Source organism: Bradyrhizobium sp. 41S5 (genome assembly GCF_011516665.3).
In the GTDB taxonomy this organism is placed as follows: domain Bacteria; phylum Pseudomonadota; class Alphaproteobacteria; order Rhizobiales; family Xanthobacteraceae; genus Bradyrhizobium; species Bradyrhizobium quebecense.
In genome coordinates this window covers 4335414-4355923 of the sequence record NZ_CP083721.1, presented here as the reverse complement: position 1 = coordinate 4355923, position 20510 = coordinate 4335414, and the positions used below count along the sequence as shown (strand labels likewise).

General features: G+C 65.0%; 20 protein-coding genes. 7 read left to right on the top strand and 13 right to left on the bottom strand.

The genetic code is table 11. From position 1 onward, the window contains the following. The first annotated feature begins 25 nt into the window (after positions 1-25). A complete protein-coding gene (mgtE, locus tag HAP47_RS20795) occupies positions 26-1396 on the top strand; it encodes a magnesium transporter (protein WP_173643619.1) in 1371 nt (456 codons plus the stop codon). 179 nt (positions 1397-1575) lie between these two features. Here mgtE and mazG read toward each other — a convergent pair whose 3' ends face one another. Next, a complete protein-coding gene (gene mazG, locus HAP47_RS20790; protein WP_173643618.1) occupies positions 1576-2421 on the bottom strand; it encodes a nucleoside triphosphate pyrophosphohydrolase in 846 nt (281 codons plus the stop codon). A gap of 128 nt (positions 2422-2549) precedes the next feature. On the opposite strand from mazG, the gene queC reads away from it, so the two are divergent. After that, on the top strand, positions 2550-3269 hold the full coding sequence (queC, locus tag HAP47_RS20785; protein WP_092114481.1) for a 7-cyano-7-deazaguanine synthase QueC: 720 nt from the start codon (positions 2550-2552) through the stop codon (positions 3267-3269). 255 nt (positions 3270-3524) lie between these two features. On the opposite strand, the gene HAP47_RS20780 is transcribed toward queC, so the two are convergent. Genes HAP47_RS20780 through nthA form a run of 3 tightly spaced genes read right to left on the bottom strand, consistent with a single transcriptional unit; the run spans position 3525 to position 5187 of the window. Next, on the bottom strand, positions 3525-3902 hold the full coding sequence (locus HAP47_RS20780; RefSeq protein WP_173643617.1) for a nitrile hydratase accessory protein: 378 nt from the start codon (positions 3900-3902) through the stop codon (positions 3525-3527). Continuing rightward, the gene (nthB, locus tag HAP47_RS20775; protein WP_173643616.1) at positions 3902-4561 is read right to left on the bottom strand and encodes a nitrile hydratase subunit beta; all 660 of its coding nucleotides are present in this window, start codon (positions 4559-4561) and stop codon (positions 3902-3904) included. Before nthB ends, HAP47_RS20780 begins: the two co-directional genes overlap by 1 nt. Further along, the gene (gene nthA, locus HAP47_RS20770) at positions 4558-5187 is read right to left on the bottom strand and encodes a nitrile hydratase subunit alpha (RefSeq protein WP_173643615.1); all 630 of its coding nucleotides are present in this window, start codon (positions 5185-5187) and stop codon (positions 4558-4560) included. Before nthA ends, nthB begins: the two co-directional genes overlap by 4 nt. A gap of 73 nt (positions 5188-5260) precedes the next feature. On the opposite strand from nthA, the gene HAP47_RS20765 reads away from it, so the two are divergent. Further along, the gene (locus HAP47_RS20765) at positions 5261-6067 is read left to right on the top strand and encodes an enoyl-CoA hydratase/isomerase family protein (protein ID WP_173643614.1); all 807 of its coding nucleotides are present in this window, start codon (positions 5261-5263) and stop codon (positions 6065-6067) included. Positions 6068-6081: 14 nt separating this feature from the next. Here the strand turns inward: HAP47_RS20765 and HAP47_RS20760 are convergent, their stop codons facing one another. Then, positions 6082-7329, bottom strand: a complete 1248-nt coding sequence (locus tag HAP47_RS20760; protein WP_173643613.1) for a DUF763 domain-containing protein — start codon at positions 7327-7329, stop codon at positions 6082-6084. 236 nt (positions 7330-7565) lie between these two features. Here HAP47_RS20760 and HAP47_RS20755 point away from each other — a divergent pair, with 236 nt between their 5' ends. Beyond that, positions 7566-8267 carry a L,D-transpeptidase gene (locus HAP47_RS20755; protein WP_173643676.1) on the top strand — a complete coding sequence of 234 codons (702 nt, stop codon included), beginning with the start codon at positions 7566-7568 and terminating at the stop codon, positions 8265-8267. A 60-nt stretch (positions 8268-8327) separates the two neighbouring features. Here the strand turns inward: HAP47_RS20755 and HAP47_RS20750 are convergent, their stop codons facing one another. Then, positions 8328-8444 (bottom strand): hypothetical protein, encoded by a 117-nt coding sequence (locus tag HAP47_RS20750; RefSeq protein ID WP_231168989.1) that lies wholly within the window; start codon positions 8442-8444, stop codon positions 8328-8330. 529 nt (positions 8445-8973) lie between these two features. On the opposite strand from HAP47_RS20750, the gene HAP47_RS20745 reads away from it, so the two are divergent. From HAP47_RS20745 to HAP47_RS20735, 3 genes are read left to right on the top strand one after another with little or no spacing between them, the layout of a single operon-like run. Beyond that, a complete protein-coding gene (locus HAP47_RS20745) occupies positions 8974-9993 on the top strand; it encodes a TRAP transporter substrate-binding protein (protein ID WP_173643612.1) in 1020 nt (339 codons plus the stop codon). Between the two features lie 22 nt (positions 9994-10015). Further along, positions 10016-11902, top strand: a complete 1887-nt coding sequence (locus tag HAP47_RS20740) for a TRAP transporter large permease (protein WP_173643611.1) — start codon at positions 10016-10018, stop codon at positions 11900-11902. A gap of 24 nt (positions 11903-11926) precedes the next feature. Then, a complete protein-coding gene (locus HAP47_RS20735) occupies positions 11927-13576 on the top strand; it encodes an acyl-CoA synthetase (RefSeq protein ID WP_173643610.1) in 1650 nt (549 codons plus the stop codon). A gap of 192 nt (positions 13577-13768) precedes the next feature. Here the strand turns inward: HAP47_RS20735 and HAP47_RS20730 are convergent, their stop codons facing one another. The 7 genes from HAP47_RS20730 to tmk form a co-directional block, all read right to left on the bottom strand. Further along, entirely contained in the window at positions 13769-14236 is a 468-nt protein-coding gene (locus tag HAP47_RS20730) for a MarR family winged helix-turn-helix transcriptional regulator (protein ID WP_173643609.1), read from the bottom strand. After that, on the bottom strand, positions 14217-14975 hold the full coding sequence (locus HAP47_RS20725) for a nitroreductase family protein (RefSeq protein ID WP_173643608.1): 759 nt from the start codon (positions 14973-14975) through the stop codon (positions 14217-14219). Before HAP47_RS20725 ends, HAP47_RS20730 begins: the two co-directional genes overlap by 20 nt. Positions 14976-15130: 155 nt before the next feature. Continuing rightward, positions 15131-15937: an MBL fold metallo-hydrolase gene (locus HAP47_RS20720; protein WP_173643607.1), complete on the bottom strand. Its 807-nt coding sequence runs from the start codon at positions 15935-15937 to the stop codon at positions 15131-15133. Then, on the bottom strand, positions 15934-16725 hold the full coding sequence (locus HAP47_RS20715) for a TatD family hydrolase (protein ID WP_173643675.1): 792 nt from the start codon (positions 16723-16725) through the stop codon (positions 15934-15936). The genes HAP47_RS20720 and HAP47_RS20715 overlap by 4 nt, the downstream gene beginning before the upstream one ends. Positions 16726-16739: 14 nt before the next feature. Beyond that, positions 16740-18713, bottom strand: coding sequence for a methionine--tRNA ligase (metG, locus tag HAP47_RS20710; protein WP_173643606.1), 1974 nt, complete (start codon positions 18711-18713; stop codon positions 16740-16742). Between the two features lie 72 nt (positions 18714-18785). Beyond that, a complete protein-coding gene (locus tag HAP47_RS20705) occupies positions 18786-19826 on the bottom strand; it encodes a DNA polymerase III subunit delta' (RefSeq protein ID WP_173643605.1) in 1041 nt (346 codons plus the stop codon). Next, positions 19823-20509, bottom strand: a complete 687-nt coding sequence (gene tmk, locus HAP47_RS20700; protein ID WP_173643604.1) for a dTMP kinase — start codon at positions 20507-20509, stop codon at positions 19823-19825. The genes HAP47_RS20705 and tmk overlap by 4 nt, the downstream gene beginning before the upstream one ends. Position 20510 lies beyond the last annotated feature (1 nt).

Sequence of the window (20510 nt, the reverse complement as noted above, 5' to 3'; positions counted from 1 at the left end):
CTGGACGCAAAGCCGAGGCGGATCGATGCAGGACACCAGCGAAACCATCACCCACGACACGCTCGCCGGCCCGAACGGGGACCTTGCCCATGTGCGGGCGCCCGAGATCGTCGATGCCCTCAATGCCCGGGAGCCGGCGGATGCGGCGAAGCTGCTGCAATCGCTGCCGGCCGAGAAGGCGATCGAGGTGCTCGACCTGCCCGGGCTCGACAACACCTGCGAGATCCTGGCCGAGCTGCCGAAGGACACGGCGGTGTCGCTGCTGTCCGGCGTCTCCGACGACCGCGCCGCCGACATCTTCAAGGAGCTGGTCGAGCCGCTGCGCACCACGCTGCTGAACGGCCTCAATCCGGATACCCGCAACGTCATCTCCGGGCTGCTGGCCTATCCCGAACGCAGCGCCGGCAGCATCATGACGACCGAATTCGTCAGCGTGCCCTCGAACTGGACCATCGCCGAGGTCCTGCATCACATCCGGATGGTCGAGCGCACCCGCGAGACCGTCTACTCGATCTTCGTGATCGACCCGATCAAGAAGACGCTGATCCAGGCGGTGCCGCTGCGCCGCCTGATCTCGGCCGACCCGCATGCCAATGTGCTCACCGCGGCACCGGCGCGGAAGCCGCTGATGATCTCGCCGGAGGCCGACCGCATGGAGGCGGCGCGGCTGATCTCGCGCTACGATCTGCTCGCGGTCGCCGTCGTCGACGGCCCCGGTCATATCCTCGGCATCGTCACGGTCGACGACGTCATCGACGCCATCGTCGAGGAATCGACCGAGGACGCCCAGAAGTTCGGCGGCATGGAAGCGATCGATGAGCCGTATCTGCGGATCGGCTTCCTCGAAATGATCAAGAAGCGCGGCGGCTGGCTGTGCGCACTGTTCCTCTCGGAAATGCTGACCGCAACCGCGATGCAGTCGTACCAGAGTGAACTCGAGAAGGCGATCGTCCTGACGCTGTTCATCCCGTTGATCATGAGCTCCGGCGGCAATTCCGGCTCCCAGGCTACCTCGCTCCTGATCCGATCGCTGGCGTTGCATGAGGTGCGGCTGCGCGACTGGTGGCGCGTCGCCTTGCGCGAACTGCCGACCGGAATCGTACTCGGCTCCATTCTGGGGGTGATCGGCATCGTCAGGATCACGCTCTGGCAGACGCTGGGCCTGTTCGACTACGGCCCGCATTGGATGCTGGTGGCCGTCACCGTCGGCGCCGCGCTGGTCGGTATCGTCACCTTCGGCTCGCTGTCCGGATCGATGCTGCCATTCATCCTCAAGCGCATCGGCTTCGATCCGGCCAGCGCGTCCGCGCCGTTCGTCGCGACGCTGGTCGACGTCACCGGCCTCGTGATCTATTTCGGCGTTGCGGCGGTCATCCTGCACGGCACGCTGCTGTGAGGTAGGGGACGCATCTGCGTGTTTTGACGCGGCCACGTCCCACATACTCGATGTCGTCCCTGCGAAAGCAGAGCCCCATAACCACCTGCCATCGTTGTTGAGCTCGGTCGCAGTTCCGCACCCACGACCGCGCCAGTTCATCACTCACGCGGTACTGGTACCGTCAGCCCACCGATAGATCACGCGGTATGGGTCCCTGCTTTCGCAGGGACGACGACAGTCTTCGCCTCGTTCCACAACGCATCCATCTCCTCCAGCGTCGCGCCGTCGAGCGAGCGTCCCATCGCCGCCAACGCCTTTTCGATATAGGCAAACCTCCGCTCGAACTTTGCGTTGGTCGCGCGCAGCGCGGTTTCCGGATCGGCGTCGACGTGGCGGGCGAGGTTGACCAGTGCGAACATCAGGTCGCCCGTCTCCTCCGCGATCTCGGCTCTGTCGTTGCGGTCGAGCGCGGCCTCGATCTCGTCGGCCTCCTCGCGGATCTTGGCGAGCACCGCATGCGGGTCGTTCCAGTCGAAGCCGACCGTGGACGCCTTGCGCTGCAGCTCCATCGCGCGTGTCAAGGCAGGGAGGCCCGCCTTCACGCTGGCGAGCAAGGATGTGTGCGCGGTCTCGTCCGGCGGCCGCCGCGCGGCGCGCTCGGCCTTCTCCTCGGCCTTGATGCGCTCCCAAGCGCTCTTGACGCCGGCGGGCTGGATGTTGCCGTCCTTGTCGGCAAAGACGTGCGGATGACGGCGGATCATCTTCCTCGTGATCGCCTCGACCACGTCGCCGAACGCAAACGCGTTCTGCTCCTCGGCCATCCTTGCGTGATAGACCACCTGCAGCAGGAGGTCGCCGAGCTCCTCGCGTAAATCCTCGAAATCGCCGCGCGCGATCGCATCCGCGACTTCATAGGCCTCCTCGATCGTGTAGGGCGCGATCGTTTCAAAATTCTGTTCGAGGTCCCAGGGGCAGCCGGTCACCGGCGTGCGCAGCGCAGCCATGATCTCGATCAGGCGGGAAATGTCGCGGGAAGGGGTCATCGGGCACCGGACTGTGAGCGGTATATGCCTTATGCCAAATCAGCCCTGTCGATCCCAGCAAAACGCGCCGGAATCGCGGCGCTGTCCACCGATTGGCCGTGGCGCCAAGGAGTGGTAAAGCGCGTTCCATGACCGATCAGAATAATTCCGACACTGCGCTGGTGCTGTTTTCCGGCGGCCAGGATTCCACCACCTGCCTGGCCTGGGCGTTGGACCGCTTCGCGCGCGTCGAAATGCTCGGCTTCACCTACGGCCAGCGCCATGCGATCGAGCTCGACTGCCGTGACCGCCTGCTGGACGGCATCAGGGCGTTGCGGCCGGACTGGGCAGCGAAGCTTGGCGACAGCCACACACTCGCGATCCCGACGCTTTCGGAGATTTCCGACACCGCACTGACCCGCGACGTCGCGATCGAAATGGGTGCGGACGGGTTGCCCAACACCTTCGTCCCCGGCCGCAACCTCGTGTTCCTCACCTTCGCGGGCGCGCTGGCCTATCGGCGCGGCATCCGCCACATCATCGGCGGTATGTGCGAGACCGACTATTCCGGCTATCCGGATTGCCGCGACGAGACCATCAAGGCGCTGCAGTCCGCGCTCAGCCTCGGCATGGCCCGGGATTTCGAGCTGCACACGCCGCTGATGTGGCTCGACAAGGCCGCGACCTGGCGGCTCGCGCACGAACTCGGCGGGGCAGGGCTGGTCGATCTGATCCGCGAGCACTCGCACACCTGCTATCTCGGCGAACGCGGCGCCCAGCACGATTGGGGCTATGGCTGCGGCGAATGCCCGGCCTGCAGCCTGCGGGCCAAGGGCTGGCGGGAATATGTCGCGCAGGGCGGCCCGTAACCGCGGGCGGACCGCCGTCCGCAGGGGCGCACTACCAAAATATCGAAAACAACCCCATGCAAAGGAGATCGCGAACCCATCCTCATCGTCGTCCCGGCGAAGGCCGGGACCCATAACCACGAATGGTTATTGTTGAGCGATGCTGGAACGACGAGTCGCGTTCACACAATATTCGCCGCGGAGTATGGGTCCCTGCTTTCGCAGGGACGACAGCTGTGAATGCGGCGCGATTTGGCGCACGGCGGAAACGCGCCGCTACTCAAAATCCGCGGCCGTCAGCTCGATCGGCTTGCCGTGCGGGGTGCGGTCGGCGGCGCGGTCCCAGGCGTCGCGGTAGCGGTGCAGCGCGTCCTTCGTCGTCACGCCCTTGGCGGCCACGAGGTGTTCGAGGGTCGCGAGCCAATGCTGGTAATAGGTCTCGCCGGTGTCGGGATCGCCTGCAGCCTGTGCGCGCTTGATCTGATCGGCGAGGGCGGCGGCCCATTCGGGCCAGGTGAACACGCCGCGGTCATGCAGCGTCAACGCCATGGCGAACGCCTGCGCCTCCCACGGTGCGCGGAACACCGGGCCGTCCTGATCGCGGGGAATGCTGGACACGGCGCTGGTCGCGCGCGCGGCGGCGCCGGCATCCATCAGATCGCCTCCAGATACGGTTCGAACGCGTCGATCGAGACCTTGATGGTCGGATCGGAGTCCGGCCCCCACAATTCGCGTCCATCGAACACGACGGTGTACAGCCACTGCGGATGCTCGCCGGCGTCGTTCGCCGCGGTATCGGGAAACACGTGACAGCCATGATCGCGCTCGACCACACCGACATGACCGCGCACGTAGCGCGGCAGCCGCGTGTGCGTGACGGGATGGATGTTCTTCGCCCGCACGCGATCGCCGGCCTTGAACTTCGCCGGCGCCGGTGCGGCGCGGCCGAACTTGCCGCGCACCATGATGCGCTCGACGTCGGCCATCGAGAACTTGCCGTGCTTGAGCGATTTCGCCGGCGCGACGGAATGTCCGGCAGCGACGTCGTCCTTGGAGATAAACCCCTTGTCGAGCAGCAGGGCTTCCAGCCCGAGCAGCCATTTCCTGTAGTAGGAACTCGACAGATAGACCTGCGGGGGCAGGGTCTCGCGATAGAAGCGCGATGCGTCGATGTTGAAGGCGCCGGCCGCGCCCATCGCGCGGACCATGGCGAGCACCCGCGATTCCCATTCCTGATGGAACATCGGCTCGTTCGGCTCGGGCTCGACCTTGCCGAACCCGTCCATGCCGCCCATGTCGTGGATCCCGTTCACGACGGCGCTCCCGGGGTTTTCGGGAAGCCGGTGCCGATCATGGAATCGCGCGTCACGAGGTCGGCGAGCTGTTCTTCGCTCCAGCCCTCGGTGCCCGCGGGCCGCATCGGCAGCACCAGGAATCGCGTTTCAGCCGTGCTGTCCCAGACGCGGATTTCCGTCTCCTTCGGCAGGCTCACGCCGAAATCGGCGAGCACGCCGCGCGGATCCTTGACCGCGCGCGAGCGATACGGCGAGGCCTTGTACCAGACCGGCGGCAGGCCGAGCATCTCCCAAGGGTAACAGGAGCACAAAGTGCAGACGACCATGTTGTGACGGCCAGGCGTGTTCTCGATCGCGACCAGATGGTCGCCGACCCGGCTGACATGGCCGAGGGTGCCGACCGCCTTGCTGGCGTCCTCGAGCAGCGCCTTCTTGAAGGCGGGATCGGTCCACGCCTTGGCGACGACGCGGGCGCCGTTATGCGGGCCGATCTTCGTCTCATAGGCCTGCACGATGGCGTCGAGCGCTGCAGCCTCGACGTAGCCCTTTTCGGTCAGGATCGATTCCAGCGCGCGGACACGCAGTTCGGTCTCCGACAGTTCGGAATGGTCGTGATCGTGGTGGTGGTGATCATGTTCGCTCATGCCCACAGAATAGGCGAAACCGCTGTGCTATGTCGAGGCAAGCAGTACATAACATGCGAGCAGGGAGGTATGCGTGGTTGACGATGTGACGATCGAGAAGGGCCTCGGACCGGAGGGACGCATCGCCGTGGTGCGGTTCGACCGTGGCGACGGTATCAACGCGCTGTCGCCGGAGGCGCTGCGGCAGCTGACCGATGCGGCGCGCAGCTTCGAGGACGATGGCCAAACCTCGGTGGTGGTGCTGACTGGCGGCGCCAAATCGTTCAGCGCCGGCTTCGACCTCAAGGATGCCGAGGGACGCTCGCGCCAGACCATGGATATGGGCACGCTGCGCCGTCACCTGAAGCTCGGGCCGCGGCTGACGCGCGCCTGGCAGGAGATGGAGCAGGTCACGATCGGCGCGATCGAGGGTTTCTGCGTCGGCGGCGGCGTGGCGCTGGCGGTTGCGCTGGATTTCCGGGTCATGGCGCGCAATGCGCATCTACGCGTGCCGGAGATCGCGCTCGGCATGAACATGAGCTGGCAGAGCGTGCCGCGCATGCTGCATTTGATGGGGCCGGCGCGCACCAAGCAGGCCGTGATCCTGGCCGACGACCGGATCTCGGCCGGCGAGGCTTACGAATGGGGCCTGGTAGAGCAGGTGGTTGATCCGGGCAAATCATATGAGGCCGCGATGGCGCTCGCGGCCAAGGTCGCCGCCCAGCCGCCGATTTCGGTCGCGATGACCAAGCTGACGGTCAACCGGCTGGCGCATGCGCTCGACGATCTCGCCAGCCACATGGATATCGACCAGTTCGCGCTGGCGAGCCTGACCGACGATCACAAGGAGGGCGTCGCGGCCTTCCTCGGACGGCGCAAGCCGCGCTTCAGGGGACGCTGACGGGTGTACCTAGCCTAGCGTTTGGTGATGCGGTCGCGGGCGGCGAGGTCGGCCTCCCAACCGAACACCGACCGCCCGTCAAGCGCCGGCGAACGCGCGCGCTCGTTGGCGACGTAAGCATCGAAGGACGGACCGGTTGCGGTCAGCTCCAGCCTGCGGGCCTGGTCATCCAGCCGCTTCAGCGCCTGCAACTCCTCGTCGCGGCCGAGCCTCGCCTGCCGTACCGCCGATTTCAGCACGTCGATGGTCTCGTCATAGACCTTGATCGGCACCGGGAACGGATGACGGTCCTTGCCGCCATGCGCGAGTGAGAAACGCGCCGGATCGCGGAAGCGATACGGCGTCCCGTGGACGACCTCCGCGACCATGGCGAGCGATTCCACGGTGCGGGCGCCGACGCCCGGCGTGAGCAGCAGCTCGGGGAAATCCAGCGGCCCGCGCTCGGCCGCAGCGGCGAGGGTGCCGTGCAGGCGGCGGATGAAGACATCGCTCGAGCGCACATCGTGATGCGCGGGCATGATCAGGTGCAGGAGATCGCCCTGCGCCGCCACCTTCTCGGTCAGCTCGGCATATGCATGCGCGATGCCGTCGGGACCGAGCGCGGCGAGCAGATCGAGCTGGGCCTGGCGCGAGGCGTCGGCACGGTGATCGGTCAGATTGACGATCTCGCCCTGCGATGGACCGTCGATCGCGCTGTGCGGCTCGTCGACGAAGCTGCGCAGCCCCTCGGAATGCCAGTGGTAGCGTCGCGCCTGCCGCTTGCGGTCGTTCATGCCTTGCTGGACCACGGTCCATTTGCCGTCCGCGGTGACGAAGAAGCCGTGCAGATAGAGCTCGAAACCGTCTTGGACCGCGGCACTGTCGACCTTGGCGACCAAGCGGCTGGCGCGGGTGAGGGCAACGCCGTCGACGCCGGTCCGGTCGCCCAGCGCCGACAATTCGTCCGGCGTGCGCCGCGAATGCTTGCCGCGACCACCGCAGACGTAGATGCCGAGCTCGTCCTGCAGCGGCGCCAGCCCGCGCTTGAGCGCGCCGATGACGCTCGTGGTGATACCAGACGAATGCCAGTCCATGCCCATCACGGCGCCGAACGACTGGAACCAGAACGGATGCGAGAGCCGCTGCAGGAACGCGTCACGGCCGTAATGATGGACCACCGCCTGCGTGATGATCGCGCCCAGCGTCGCCATGCGCTCCGCCAGCCACGGCGGCACGCGTCCACCATGGAGCGGGAGATCAGCGCTGCCGGTACGTCGGGCCATTGGTCTCCAAGTCTCGAACTGGTGTCGTTGAGTCGGGGGCAGACTATCAGGCAAAGCCTTCGGGGGTTGTTGAATCCCCGCATAAGACCGACACACAGAACGGAATTCCTTAGCTTTTTCTTGAAAGTTTCCCTTCATAAAAAAGCGCGAAATCCTCCATAAGAGTGTCGTGACGGGGTGGTTCCCCGACATAAAGCTTGTCGCGCCTTCTGGAAAATCTCGGAAAACCCGAAAACATGATCATGGACCGTGGAATTGCCGGCGCGATGGGCAAGGGCGCTCTGTCTGGGCCTCGTTCGCCGCGTCTCAACCGCCGGGCGTTTCTATTCGGCTCCGCTGCCGGTCTTGCCGCACTGGGCCTGGCCGGTTGTGCATCCGACTACATGAGCCTGGCCGAGGCGGAGAAAGTCTACGGGCCCGTGCCTGACGAGAAATTCCCGATCCCTGCGGTCGATGTTAGCAAGGTCAAACCGCAATATTTTCGCAAGACAGTGCGCTACGACAGCGATGAGGCACCCGGTACGATCATCATCGATCCCAGCAAGTACTATGTTTACCGCATTGAAGGAGGGGGAAACGCGACCCGCTATGGCGCCAATGTCGGCCGCGATGGATTCCGGTGGAGCGGGGAGGCTTATGTCGGGCGCAAAGCCGAATGGCCTACCTGGACGCCACCCAAGGAGATGATCGCGCGCCAGCCGGAGGCAGGCAAATATGCCCGCGGCATGCCGGGAGGTCTCGACAATCCACTCGGCGCCCGCGTGCTCTACCTCTATCAAAACGGGGCATATACGCTTTACACGATCTATAGCACCAGCGACCCCGAAACCATCGGGAACGGCATTACGAGCGGCTGCACCGGCCTCCTCAGTCAGGACATGATCGACCTCTATTCGCGAACGCCGCTCAAAACGAAGGTGATCGTGCTCCCGGCCTAGGCAACGGCAGGCCGAGGATGCGCTCGCATCGGAGCAGGCGGCCGTCGCAGGGGATCGCAATCACGCACGGTGCGGACAAGTCGAGGGCGCGCGTATCCGGTCAGCGCGATCCGGCTGTTCGCGCAGATGCTTGGTGAAAGCCTTCCGCAGGTCCTTCGATTGCGCCGCCTTCGCCATCTTCGGCAGCGTCTTCACCTGCGGCTATCACCGACACCGGCGTGTCGCAGACGTCGCAAGGATATCGCCCAACTCCGTGGTCAGCCGGACATACCAGGAGCGACTTAGGGATCGCAGAGGCGATGATCGCTGCGCCCGAACGCGACGGTCTTATGGGATGCGTTGCGACGGCCTAGGGGAAGCCCACAGCTGGGCCGCCCCAAACCGGATCGGCTTCCACATCCGCAATTCGCATAAGGTATATTATGGAATATTTATATCTACAATTAGATCAGATATTTAGTGGGAAATCTTCGCACCGGCCCGCAGCTTGGCGTCGGTCCGGGCTTGTCCCGATCGGTTGATCGGGCTCGTCCAGGCACCACAGCGATCCACGCCCATGCGTCTCGTCAGAAAGCCGATATTGCCGCGGCGTACGGACGCTGCAATAAGCGCCAGCTGTGCAGAGATCGCTGATGACCCCGCGGCATCAGGTCCGTATAGGATGGCATCTCAAAACAACAACAAGCCTCTCGAGGGAGCAAACCCAATGAGCTTTTCACGACGCACGCTGCTGAAGGTTTCCGCCGCTTCCGCCGTCCTGGGCGGAATTGGCGCGCCGTATGTCGCGCGCGCCCAGTCGGCCGAGTTCTCGTACAAGTTCGCCAACAACCTGCCGGAGTCGCATCCGTTCGTGGCGCGCGCGCGGGAGATGGCTGCGGCGATCAAGACCGAGACCAACGGCCGGTTCGACCTGCAGGTGTTCCCGAACAGCCAGCTCGGCTCCGATACGGACATGCTGAGCCAGGTGCGCTCCGGCGGCGTCGAGTTCTTCACGCTGTCCGGCCTGATCCTGGCGACCCTGGTGCCGGCAGCCTCGATCAACGGCATCGGTTTCGCATTCCCGGATTATCCCACGGTCTGGAAGGCCATGGATGGCGAGCTCGGCGCCTATGTGCGCGGCGAGATCAACAAGGCCGGCCTCGAGGTCATGGACAAGATCTGGGACAACGGCTTCCGCCAGACCACGTCGTCTACCAAGCCGATCAACGGTCCGGACGATCTCAAGGGTTTCAAGATCCGCGTGCCGGTGTCGCCGCTGTGGACCTCGATGTTCAAGGCGTTCGATGCCTCGCCCGCCTCGATCAATTTCAGCGAGGTCTATTCGGCGCTGCAGACCAAGATCGTCGAAGGCCAGGAAAACCCGCTGGCGCTGATCTCGGCGGCTAAGCTGTACGAGGTGCAGAAGTACTGCTCGCTGACCAACCACATGTGGGACGGCTTCTGGTTCCTGATGAACCGCCGCGCCTGGGCGGCTCTGCCGGACGATATCAAGACGATCGTTGCCAAGAACGTCAACGCGGCCGCCGTCAAGGAGCGCGAGGACACCGAGAAGCTCAACGCCACCGTGAAGCAGGAGCTCTCGGGCAAGGGCCTCGTGTTCAACCAGCCCGAGGTCGGGCCGTTCCGCGACAAGCTGCGCGCCGCCGGCTTCTACGCCGAGTGGAAGGGCAAGTACGGCGAGAAGGCTTGGGATCTGCTCGAGAAGTCCGTCGGTAAACTGTCCTGATCGATCAAGCGGGAGGCTTGCCATGGCGCATGTCGAGATGACGCCGGCCGTGGCCGGCGAGGCGGCGTCACAGCCCCCTCGCCGCCGCTCTGTTCTCGGTTCCATCGACGCGGCGCTCGGATGGCTGGTCGAAATTCCGGCGGCGATCCTTGTCGTCGCCGAGGTCGTCATCCTGTTCGCCGGCGTGGTGTCGCGTTACGTGCTGCATGCGCCGCTGATCTGGTCCGACGAACTTGCGTCGATCCTGCTCCTGTGGCTCGCCATGCTGGGTTCGGCGGTGGCGTTCCGTCGTGGCGAGCACATGCGGATGACGGCGCTGGTCGCAAGCGCAGGGCCCAGGCTGTGGGGCTATCTCGACGTGGTCGCGACCTGCGCCGCGCTGGCGTTCCTGATCCTGATCGTCCGGCCGGCCTATGAATACGCCTACGAGGAAAGCTTCATCACGACGCCTGCGCTGCAGATCTCCAATACGTGGCGCGCGGCGGCGCTGCCGGTCGGCACCTGCCTGATGGGGCTGTTTGCGCTGCTGCGGCTGGCGCGGGTTGGCGACGTCAAGACCTTCCTGCTGGCCGCGCTGACGGTCGTCGCGTTGATCGGCGTGTTCTGGCTGGCGCAGCCGATGCTGCGGCCGCTCGGCAACCTCAATCTGATCATCTTCTTCGTCGGCGTGGTCGGCTTCGGCGTGTTCGCCGGCGTGCCGATCGGCTTTGCCTTCGGCATGGCGATCTTCGGCTATCTGGCGCTGACCACGCGGACGCCGCTGATGGTGCTGGTCGGCCGGATGGACGAGGGCATGAGCCACCTCATCCTGCTGTCGGTGCCGCTGTTCGTCTTCCTCGGCCTGCTGATCGAGATGACCGGGATGGCGCGCGCAATGGTGGCGTTCCTGGCGAGCCTGCTCGGGCATGTCCGCGGTGGCCTGCATTATGTGCTGGTTGGCGCCATGTACCTGGTGTCCGGCATCTCCGGATCGAAGGCTGCCGACATGGCGGCCGTCGCACCCGTGCTGTTTCCGGAAATGAAGGAGCGCGGCGCCAAGCCGGGCGATCTGGTCGCCCTGCTCGCCGCCACCGGCGCCCAGACCGAAACCATTCCGCCGAGCCTCGTCCTGATCACGATCGGTTCGGTCACCGGCGTCTCGATCTCGGCGCTGTTCACCGGCGGTCTGCTGCCTGGCGTCGTGCTGGCAATCACGCTGTCCGGACTGGTGTGGTGGCGCTACCGCGGCGAGAACTTGAGCCACGTGCAGCGCGCCACCGGCAGCGAGATCGGCAAGGCGTTGGTGTTCGCCCTGCCCGCATTGGCGCTGCCCTTCGTGATCCGCTACGCCGTGGTCGAAGGCATCGCCACGGCCACCGAAGTCTCGACCATCGGCATCGTCTACGCCTTCGTCATCGGCCTGTTGATCTACCGCAAGTTCAACTGGCGGCGGCTGGTGCCGATGCTGATCGACACGGCGTGCCTGTCGGGCGCGATCCTCTTCATCATCGGCACCGCGACCGGCATGGCTTGGGGCCTGACCCAGTCCGGCTTCTCGCGGGCGCTGGCGGCGTCGATGACCGGGCTGCCGGGAGGTTCGGCGACCTTCATCGCGGTCTCGATCCTGGCCTTCGTGATCCTCGGCAGCGTGCTGGAGGGCATTCCGGCCATCGTGCTGTTCGGGCCGCTGCTGTTCCCGATTGCGCGCCAGGTCGGCGTCCACGAGGTGCACTACGCCATGATCATCATCCTGGCGATGGGCATCGGATTGTTCGCGCCGCCGTTCGGCGTCGGCTATTATGCCGCCTGCGCCATCGGGCGCGTCGATCCGGCCGAGGGTATCCGGCCGATCTGGGGTTACATGCTGGCGCTGTTGATCGGTCTGATCATCGTCGCCATCTTCCCCTGGATATCGATTGGATTCCTTTGAGAACCTAGCGGATTGGATAGAGCCATGAGTGCAGCTCAAAACCAGTACTCGATCGGGCTGGACAAGACGCCCGCCAACTACGTGCCGCTGACGCCGCTGAGCTTCCTGGCCCGCTCGGCCGCCGTCTATCCCGACCATGTCAGCGCGGTCTATGAGGGCCGCAGCTTCACCTGGAAAGAGACCTACGAACGCTGCAAGCGCTTTGCGTCCTATCTCGCAGGCCGCGGCATCGGCCATGGCGACACGGTCGCGGCGATGCTGCCGAACATCCCGGCGATGAACGAACTGCACTTCGCGGTGCCGATGACCGGCGCGGTGCTGAACGCGCTCAACATCCGCCTCGATGCGGCGTCGATCGCGTTCCAGCTCGATCATGGCGGCGCCAGGATCATCCTCGTCGACCCCGAGTTCTCCGGCGTGATCGCGGAAGCCCTGACCCTGATGAAGGGCCCAAAGCCGTTCGTGATCGACGTCGATGATGCCGCCTTCGCCGGCGGCGAGCGGATCGGCGAGATCGTGTATGAGGCGGCGGTCGCCTCCGGCGATCCCGCATTCGCCGAGCGGCCGCCGGCCGACGAATGGGACGCGATCGCGCTGAGCTACACGTCGGGCACGACGGGCAATCCGAAGGGCGTCGTCACCCATCACCGCGGCGCCTATCTCAACGCCGTCAGCAACATTCTCGCCGGCAATCTCGGCCAGCATCCGGTCTATCTCTGGACGCTGCCGATGTTTCACTGCAACGGCTGGTGCTTCCCCTGGACGATCGCGGCGACCGCCGGCGTCAATGTCTGCTTGCGCAAGGTCGATCCGGCAAAAATCTTCGAGCTGATCCCGAATCACGGCGTCACCCACATGTGCGGCGCGCCGATCGTCTACAACACGCTGATCAATGCGCCTGACGCGCCGAAGGGCGGAAAGGCGAAGCCCGTCGTCGGCCTGATCGCGGGCGCGGCGCCGCCGGTTGCAGTCCTCGAGGGCGCCGAGCGCATCGGCATCAAGCTGACCCATGTCTATGGGCTGACCGAAGTCTATGGGCCCGCCTCCGTCTGCGCCGAGCAGCCGGGCTGGGATGAGCTGTCGGCCGATCAGCGCGCGCAGCTGAAGCGACGCCAGGGCGTGGCCTACCCGCTGCAGGAAGACGTCACCGTGCTCGACCCCGAGACGATGCGCGAGGTGCCGCGCGACGGCGAGACCATCGGCGAGGTCATGTTCCGCGGCAACATCGTGATGAAGGGCTATCTGAAGAACGAGAAGGCGACGCAGGAAGCCTTTGCCGGCGGCTGGTTCCACACCGGCGATCTCGGCGTGCTCGACGAGCACGGCTACGTCATCATCAAGGACCGCTCCAAGGACATCATCATCTCCGGTGGCGAGAATGTCTCGTCGGTCGAGGTCGAGGATATCCTCTACAAGCACCCGGCCGTGCTGTTTGCTGCGGTCGTCGCAAAGCCCGACCCGAAATGGGGCGAAGTGCCCTGCGCCTTCCTGGAGCTGAAGGACGGTGCCAAGGCGACCGAGGCCGAGATCATCGCCTATTGCCGCGAGCACATGCCGGGCTTCAAGACGCCGAAGTCTGTGTTGTTCGGGGTGATCCCGAAGACCTCCACAGGCAAGATCCAGAAATTCCTGCTGCGGAACGAGGTCGGATCGGCCAAGGCGATTACGGCCTGAGCATAAGCCGCCTTCAGTGTCGTGCAGCGCACTCTTGCCTCATAGACGCTGTCGTCCCGGCGAAAGCCGGGACCCATAACCACAGGGTTGCGTTGTTGGAGTGCGATGTGGCCCAGCGTTGCAACACAACTGGCATTCGTGGCTATGGGTCCCGGGTCAAGCCCGGGACGACAGCGAGTATGTGGCGCCGGCTCAGCCCTCTGCAAGGCGGCCGAGCAATTCGTACAGCAGTTGTTTCTGGTCGGCCTTGAGCGGCGCCAGCGTCGCCGCGGTGCACTCGATCTCGATCGGGATCAACTGCTCGACCAGCGCCACGCCGGCCGCGGTCAGATCGATCAGGATCAGCCGCTTGTCGGTCGGGTCGCGCCGGGTCGCAACCAGGCGGCGCTTCTTCAGCCGCAGCACGACGTCGCGGATATTGGCCGGCTCCATCGCGACCAGCCGGCCGAGCAGGTTCTGCGACAGCGCCCCGCGCTCGTAGAGCCGGGCCAGCGTCGCGTATTGCGGCGCCGTCAGATCGTAGGACCCGATCCGCTCGACCAGGTTGGACGACGCGCGCTGATAGGCGCGGCGCAGCAGGAAGCCGACCTGGTCCTCCAGCCGGTAGTCCGACGCGCCCCGCCGGACCGGCGCGTCCGCTTTAGTCGACGTTCTCGGCATCGCGGTACATCACCTTGTGGCGCGTGGTCGACACCCATTCGTCGATCTGGGCTTCGGTCATGTAGTGCTGATCATCGAACCTGTTCCAGTTGCTGATGTCGGCAAGGCTCTTCTTCCAGCGCTTGTACGGCGGCTTGGCCGGCGGGCCGAAGCACATGATGTCGAGCACGGACAATTCATCGGGGATGCCGAGCAGCGGCTTCATCGCTTGCTGGGCCTTCTCCTGCCCGATCGCGGTCACCCACCAGACGTTGTAGCCGAGCGCGGCCGCCGCGAGATGCGCCGACATCGTCGCCGCCGCCACGCTCTGCAGCAGGATGCGTTCGGCATTCTCCTTGTACATCTTGTCGAGCTCGGAACCGTCGTTGAGCACGGGAAACGCCTTGACCCAGCGGAAGTCGCTGGCGACGACGATGAAGCCGGGGGCCGACGCGAGGCCGCGATAATCGGGCGTCGGAAACTTCATCTTGAGCCGGGCGCGTGCGACCTGCTCCTCGCGGAAATATTCCGTGATCCTGTTCTTGAGGTCCTGATCGGTGACGGCAATGAAGTGCCAGGGTTGCGCATTGGCGCCCGACGGCGCGTGCCGCGCCGCCTCCAGGATCATGTCGTAGTGTTCCGGCGGCATCGCGTAGCTGGCGTCGAACGCCCGGGTCGTCAGGCGGTTCTTCACGACGTCCATCAGCGCGTCATATCGCGTGCGGTCGGTGTAATCGCGCGCCGCCACAGCTTCCGTCATCTGATCCTCTCGGATATATCGTTATGATCATAACGATATCGACAATGTGCAAAAGGTCAATGGCCGACTGCAGTGTCGGTCGATCACCCTGACGAGCGGAACCGCGTGTCCGCGGTAGGCGCGCCAGGGCCGGCCAGCTCAGGACTATTGAGTTTTCAACCTGCCCGATCGAGTGTCAGCCGCATGCCGTCATAGGCCGGGATCACGCCGGCCGGCAGGCTCTGCCGCAGCACCTCGTAGTCGAGGTCGGAATGCATGTTGGTGATGACCGCGCGCTTCGGCTTGAAGCGCTCGATCCATGACAGCGCGTCGGCGACGCTGAAATGGCTGGGATGCGGCGCATAGCGCAGGCCGTCGACGATCCAGAGATCGAGACCTGCCAGCGCCCGCCAGCTCTCCTCGGGAATGTCGTGCAGATCGGGCGTGTAGGCGGCATCACCGATGCGGTAGCCGAGCGCAGGAATCCGGCCATGTTGCACCAGGAAGGCCTCGAGCTTCAGCGGACCGCCCTTCCCCTGCACCGTGTGGCTCTCGCCGGCCTCGATCGAATGCCGGGTCAGGATCGGCGGATAGTCGCTGCCTTCCGGCGAGATGAAGCAATAGGAGAACCGCGCCATGATGTCCTTGGCGGTCGACTGGTTGAAGTAGACCGGGATGCGGCGGCGCTGGTGCAGCACCACCGAGCGCAGATCGTCGATGCCGTGGGTCTGGTCGGCATGCTCGTGGGTCAGGAATACCGCGTCGATATGCTCGACATTGCCGTCGATCAGCTGCTCACGCAGGTCGGGCGACGTATCGATCACGACCCGCGTGGTGCCGTGCTCCATGGTGCGCTCCGCCATGATCGAGCAGCGGCGACGGCGGTTCCTGGGATTGTTGGGATCGCAGGCGCCCCAGCCGAGTGCCGGACGTGGCACGCCGGCGGATGAGCCGCAGCCCAGAATGGTCAGTGTCAGCGTCATGCAGCAACCTTCGGCGCCGGCACCTTGGAGAACAGCCGGAAGAAGTTTTCAGTGGTCTGCCGCGAGATCTCCTCGAGCGAGACACCGCGCGTTTCGGCGAGCACCCTGGCGACCTCGACAACATAGGACGGCTCGTTGCGCTTGCCGCGGAATTTTCCGGGCGCAAGATACGGCGCGTCGGTCTCGACCATGATGCGATCGGCCGGCAGCTCGGCGGCCAGCGCGCGCAGGGTGTCCGACTTCTTAAAGGTCAGGATGCCCGTGAACGAGATCGATAGCCCGAGTGCGATTGCCTTCATCGCGAGCTCGCGTCCGCCGGTGTAGCAGTGCAGCACGGCCTTGAACGGCCCCTTCGCGATCTCATCTTCCAGGATGCGGCCGCAATCCTCGTCGGCTTCCCGGGTATGAATGACGAGCGGCAGGCCGGTTTCGCGCGCAGCAGCGATATGCGCACGAAAGCCGCGCTCCTGCGCCTCGCGCGAACCATGCTCATAGAAATAGTCGAGCCCCGCCTCGCCGAGCGCCACGACTTTCGGATGCTTCGTCAGCTCGATCAGTTCGCTGGCCGGAATGCCGTCCTCTTCGTCGGCATGATGCGGATGGGTGCCGACCGAACAGTAGACGTCCGGAAAGCGCTCGGTGATCGCAAGCAAGCCGCCGAGCCGCCTTACCCGGGTCGAGATCGTGACCATGCGGCCGATGCCGGCCGCTTCGGCGCGTCGGACGATCCCGTCGAGATCGTCGGCGAAATCAGGAAAGTCCAGATGGCAGTGACTGTCGACCAGCATGAATTTCGAACCACTCACTCGGTCTTCGGTTCCACGTAGCGCGGGAATACGGCGACCGGCGCCGGCAGAACCGTACCCGGCCTGATCCGCTCCGCGATCGCGGCAAAGCTGCGCGCATCCGCGGCAATACCGAGGCTGTCGAGCATCTTGCCGCAGGATTCCGGCATCACGGCCTGCGCCATGATCGCGATCTGGCGCACGACTTCGGCGGTGACATACAGCACCGTTTTCTGGCGCGCCGGATCGGTCTTCGCCAAGGCCCACGGCGCCTCACCGGCAAAGTAGCGGTTGGCTTCGGCGACCACGGCCCAGACCGTGTTGAGCCATTGATGGATCTGCTGCGTCGCCATCGCGGTCCGCGACGTCTCCAGCATGGCGTCGGCCTGCGCCAGGATCGCCTTGTCGTTCTCGCTGAATTCGCCCGGCTCCGGCAGCACGCCGCCGAGCTGCTTGGCGATCATCGACAGCGAACGCTGGGCGAGATTGCCGAAATCATTGGCGAGGTCGGCATTGATGCGCGCGACGATGGCTTCGTGGTTGTAGTTGCCGTCTTGGCCGAACGGCACTTCGCGCAGGAAGAAGTAGCGCAGCTGGTCGACGCCGTATTGGTTCGCCAGATTGAAGGGATCGACTACGTTGCCGACCGACTTCGACATCTTCTCGCCCCTGTTGAACAGGAAGCCGTGCGCATAGACGCGCCTCTGCAATGGGATGCCGGCCGACATCAGGAAGGCCGGCCAGTACACCGCGTGGAAGCGGATGATATCCTTGCCGATGATGTGCACGTCGGCCGGCCAGTAGCGCCAGTGCTTGTCGCTCTCGTCCGGATAGCCGACGCCGGTGATGTAGTTGGTCAGTGCGTCGACCCAGACATACATCACGTGCTCGGGATCGTTGGGGACCTTGACGCCCCAGTCGAAGGTGGTGCGCGAGATCGAGAGATCCTTCAGCCCGCCCCGCACGAAGCTCATCACCTCGTTGCGGCGCGAATCCGGGCCGATGAAATCGGGCTGGCTCTCATAGAGGTGCAAGAGCTTGTCCTGGTAGGCCGACAGCTTGAAGAAATAGCTCTTCTCCTCGACCCATTCGACGGGGGTGCCCTGTGGGCCACGGCGGACATTGTCCTCGCCGACTGTTGTCTCATCCTCAGCGTAATAGGCCTCGTCGCGGACCGAGTACCAGCCGGCATAGGCGTCGATATAGATGTCGCCATTGTCCTGCATGCGGCGCCAGATTTCCTGCACCGATTTGTGGTGGGCAGGTTCGGACGTGCGGATGAAACGGTCGAACGAGACGTTGAGCCGCTCGTCCATCTCCTTGAAGCGCGCAGCGTTGCGGGTGGCGAGATCGTGCGGCGTCATCCCCTCGCCCTGCGCGGTCTGGATCATCTTCTGTCCGTGCTCGTCGGTGCCGGTCAGGAAGAACACGTCCTTGCCGTCGAGCCGCTGGAAGCGTGCCAGCGCATCGGTCGCGATCGCCTCATAGGCGTGGCCGATATGCGGCTGACCGTTCGGATACGCGATCGCGGTCGTGATGTAGTAGACGTTGCCGCGGTCCGCGGCAGGTGCCGAGACGGACGCGCGCGCAGCAGCGGTCGCTGCGGGTTTGGGTTGCTTGGGCGCGAGGACCGTTGCTGCCTTCTGTGCCTTCTCGACAGCCGGAGCTTTCGGCGCAGCGGGCTTCCTTGCAGCCGGAGCTACGGCCGCAGCGGATGCCTTCTCCGGCAGAGCCTTGGTGGGCCTCGTGGCAGCCTTCTTGGCGGTCTTCTTCGCAGCTTTCTTGACGGCCTTTTTGGCGACCTTCTCTACCGTCGACTTCTTGGCACCCGTCTTGGCTTTGGTGGCTTTCTTCGCTCTTTTGGTGACGCGCCCACCCTTCTTGGTCTTGGCAGCGTGCGACTTCGCCGTGGCTTTCCTGGTCGCGCGGGCGGGCGATGCCTTCTTCGTCTTCTTGGCCTTCTTCGACGATTTCTTCTTAGCAGTCGCCACCACGGAATCCTTTGCAGATCGAAACGAGATTGTCGGGAGTGTTGTCAGACTGATTGTTTTCAGACTTGGCGTCTATCGGGTCGCGTCCGCGAGCATCGAAAACACCGAGAAAACCAGCGGCTTGCGCTCCAGATTGTAGGCTTCGGTATCGCGCGCGGCGCGGACGATCTTTTCCCATACCTCCGCCAGCCGTGCAAGGCGCGGCAGATTGGCATTGGCGTCGCCGGTTCGCATGCGCTCGCTCATCCAGCGATCGATGCCGTCGATGAAGGCGGCGAGCGCGACGCGGTCGCTGGTGCCGAGCGCATCGCCCAGCGCGTGCAGTTCGCGCGGATCGACGCTCGGAAGCGTTGCGAGCAGCGCGGCCGTGCGCTGTTGCAGTTTCAGCGCGTCGCCACCGAGCAGCGCCAGCGCCCGCCCGACGCTGCCTTCGGACGCTGCGGCGGCTTCCGCCAGCGCCGGATCGTCGGCCTCGATGTCGGTTGCCGCCGCCGCCGCGCTCACCACATCGCTCGTCTCCAGCGGCCGCAGCAGCAATTTGCGGCAGCGGGACAGGATAGTTGGCAGCACCCGTGACGGCGCGTGGCTGACCAGCAGGAACAGCGACTGCTGCGGCGGCTCCTCGAGGATTTTCAGCAGCGCATTCGCGGCGTTGGGATTGAGCTCGTCGACCGTGTCGACGATGCAGACGCGCCAGCCGTCGACCGCCGCGGTCGAGCCGAAGAACGAGATGGTCTCGCGGGTCTCGTCGACCGTGATCACGGTGCGCATCACGCCGCGGTCGTTGAGGCCGCGCTCCAGCACCAGCAGCCCGCCATGGGCGCCCGCCGTGATCTGGCGCGCCACCGGATCGGACGGATCGACCCGCAGCGTCGGCGCCGCCTGCACCTGGGACGACTTCGGATTGCGGAATGTGAGCACGAACCGCGCCATGCGGTAGGCCAGCGTCGCCTTGCCGATGCCCTGCGCGCCGCCGATCAGCCAGGCATGCGGAATTCTTCCGCTGCGATAGGCATCGAGCAGTGCGGTCTCCGCCTCGCGATGCCCGAACAGATCGGGGGTTTCGCGCGGGTGGCGAGCGGGGTTCTCCTGTTCGACCTTACGTGCGCTCATGCGGGACTGTCTGCCGTGAGCGTTGCGCGCAGATGCTCGCGCAGTGAGGCCCATATTCTAGCCGCGACCGTATCCGGGTCGGCCGTCGCGTCGATCAGTACGCAGCGCTGTGGATCGTCAGCCGCGATCCGGCGATAGGCATCGCGCAAATTCTGATGGAACTTGATGCCCTCGGCTTCGAAGCGATCTGCCGTGGCATTGCCGCGGCGCAGGGCGGCGCGTTGCAGTCCGACCTCGACCGGCACATCGAGGATGAAGGTGAGATCAGGTTTGAGATCGCCGATGGTGACGCGCTGCATGGCATTGACCAGGCCGGGCGATACCTGCCCGAGCTGGCCCTGATAGGCGCGCGTGGAATCGAAGAAGCGATCGCACAGTACCCAGATGCCCTGGTTGAGCGCCGGCAGGATCACGGTGCGGACATGGTCGTCACGCGCGGCGGCAAACAGCAGCGTCTCGGCCTCCGGCCCGAGCAGCTTGCCCATCCCCGACAACACGAGGTGACGGATGATCTCCGCTCCCGGCGAGCCGCCGGGCTCGCGGGTCACGATCGCGCGCAGCTTGGCGACATCGAGCCGTTCGGCGAGCTTGCGGATCTGGGTCGATTTCCCCGATCCCTCGCCGCCCTCAAAGGTGATGAAGCGACCGCGCAAGCTCGGCCGTTGGACTGCTGCTTCCGCCATG

Coding starts and splice junctions, on each gene's coding strand:
- HAP47_RS20745 (WP_173643612.1), top strand. CDS start 8,974: ATGAGCTTTTCACGACGCACGCTGCTGAAGGTTTCCGCCGCTTCCGCC.
- HAP47_RS20715 (WP_173643675.1), bottom strand. CDS start 16,725: ATGCTGGTCGACAGTCACTGCCATCTGGACTTTCCTGATTTCGCCGAC.
- HAP47_RS20750 (WP_231168989.1), bottom strand. CDS start 8,444: ATGGCGAAGGCGGCGCAATCGAAGGACCTGCGGAAGGCTTTCACCAAG.
- HAP47_RS20725 (WP_173643608.1), bottom strand. CDS start 14,975: ATGACGGAAGCTGTGGCGGCGCGCGATTACACCGACCGCACGCGATAT.
- HAP47_RS20735 (WP_173643610.1), top strand. CDS start 11,927: ATGAGTGCAGCTCAAAACCAGTACTCGATCGGGCTGGACAAGACGCCC.
- mazG (WP_173643618.1), bottom strand. CDS start 2,421: ATGACCCCTTCCCGCGACATTTCCCGCCTGATCGAGATCATGGCTGCG.
- HAP47_RS20705 (WP_173643605.1), bottom strand. CDS start 19,826: ATGAGCGCACGTAAGGTCGAACAGGAGAACCCCGCTCGCCACCCGCGC.
- queC (WP_092114481.1), top strand. CDS start 2,550: ATGACCGATCAGAATAATTCCGACACTGCGCTGGTGCTGTTTTCCGGC.
- HAP47_RS20740 (WP_173643611.1), top strand. CDS start 10,016: ATGGCGCATGTCGAGATGACGCCGGCCGTGGCCGGCGAGGCGGCGTCA.
- tmk (WP_173643604.1), bottom strand. CDS start 20,509: ATGGCGGAAGCAGCAGTCCAACGGCCGAGCTTGCGCGGTCGCTTCATC.
- HAP47_RS20720 (WP_173643607.1), bottom strand. CDS start 15,937: ATGACGCTGACACTGACCATTCTGGGCTGCGGCTCATCCGCCGGCGTG.
- HAP47_RS20780 (WP_173643617.1), bottom strand. CDS start 3,902: ATGGATGCCGGCGCCGCCGCGCGCGCGACCAGCGCCGTGTCCAGCATT.
- HAP47_RS20760 (WP_173643613.1), bottom strand. CDS start 7,329: ATGGCCCGACGTACCGGCAGCGCTGATCTCCCGCTCCATGGTGGACGC.
- nthA (WP_173643615.1), bottom strand. CDS start 5,187: ATGAGCGAACATGATCACCACCACCACGATCACGACCATTCCGAACTG.
- HAP47_RS20730 (WP_173643609.1), bottom strand. CDS start 14,236: ATGCCGAGAACGTCGACTAAAGCGGACGCGCCGGTCCGGCGGGGCGCG.
- HAP47_RS20755 (WP_173643676.1), top strand. CDS start 7,566: ATGATCATGGACCGTGGAATTGCCGGCGCGATGGGCAAGGGCGCTCTG.
- mgtE (WP_173643619.1), top strand. CDS start 26: ATGCAGGACACCAGCGAAACCATCACCCACGACACGCTCGCCGGCCCG.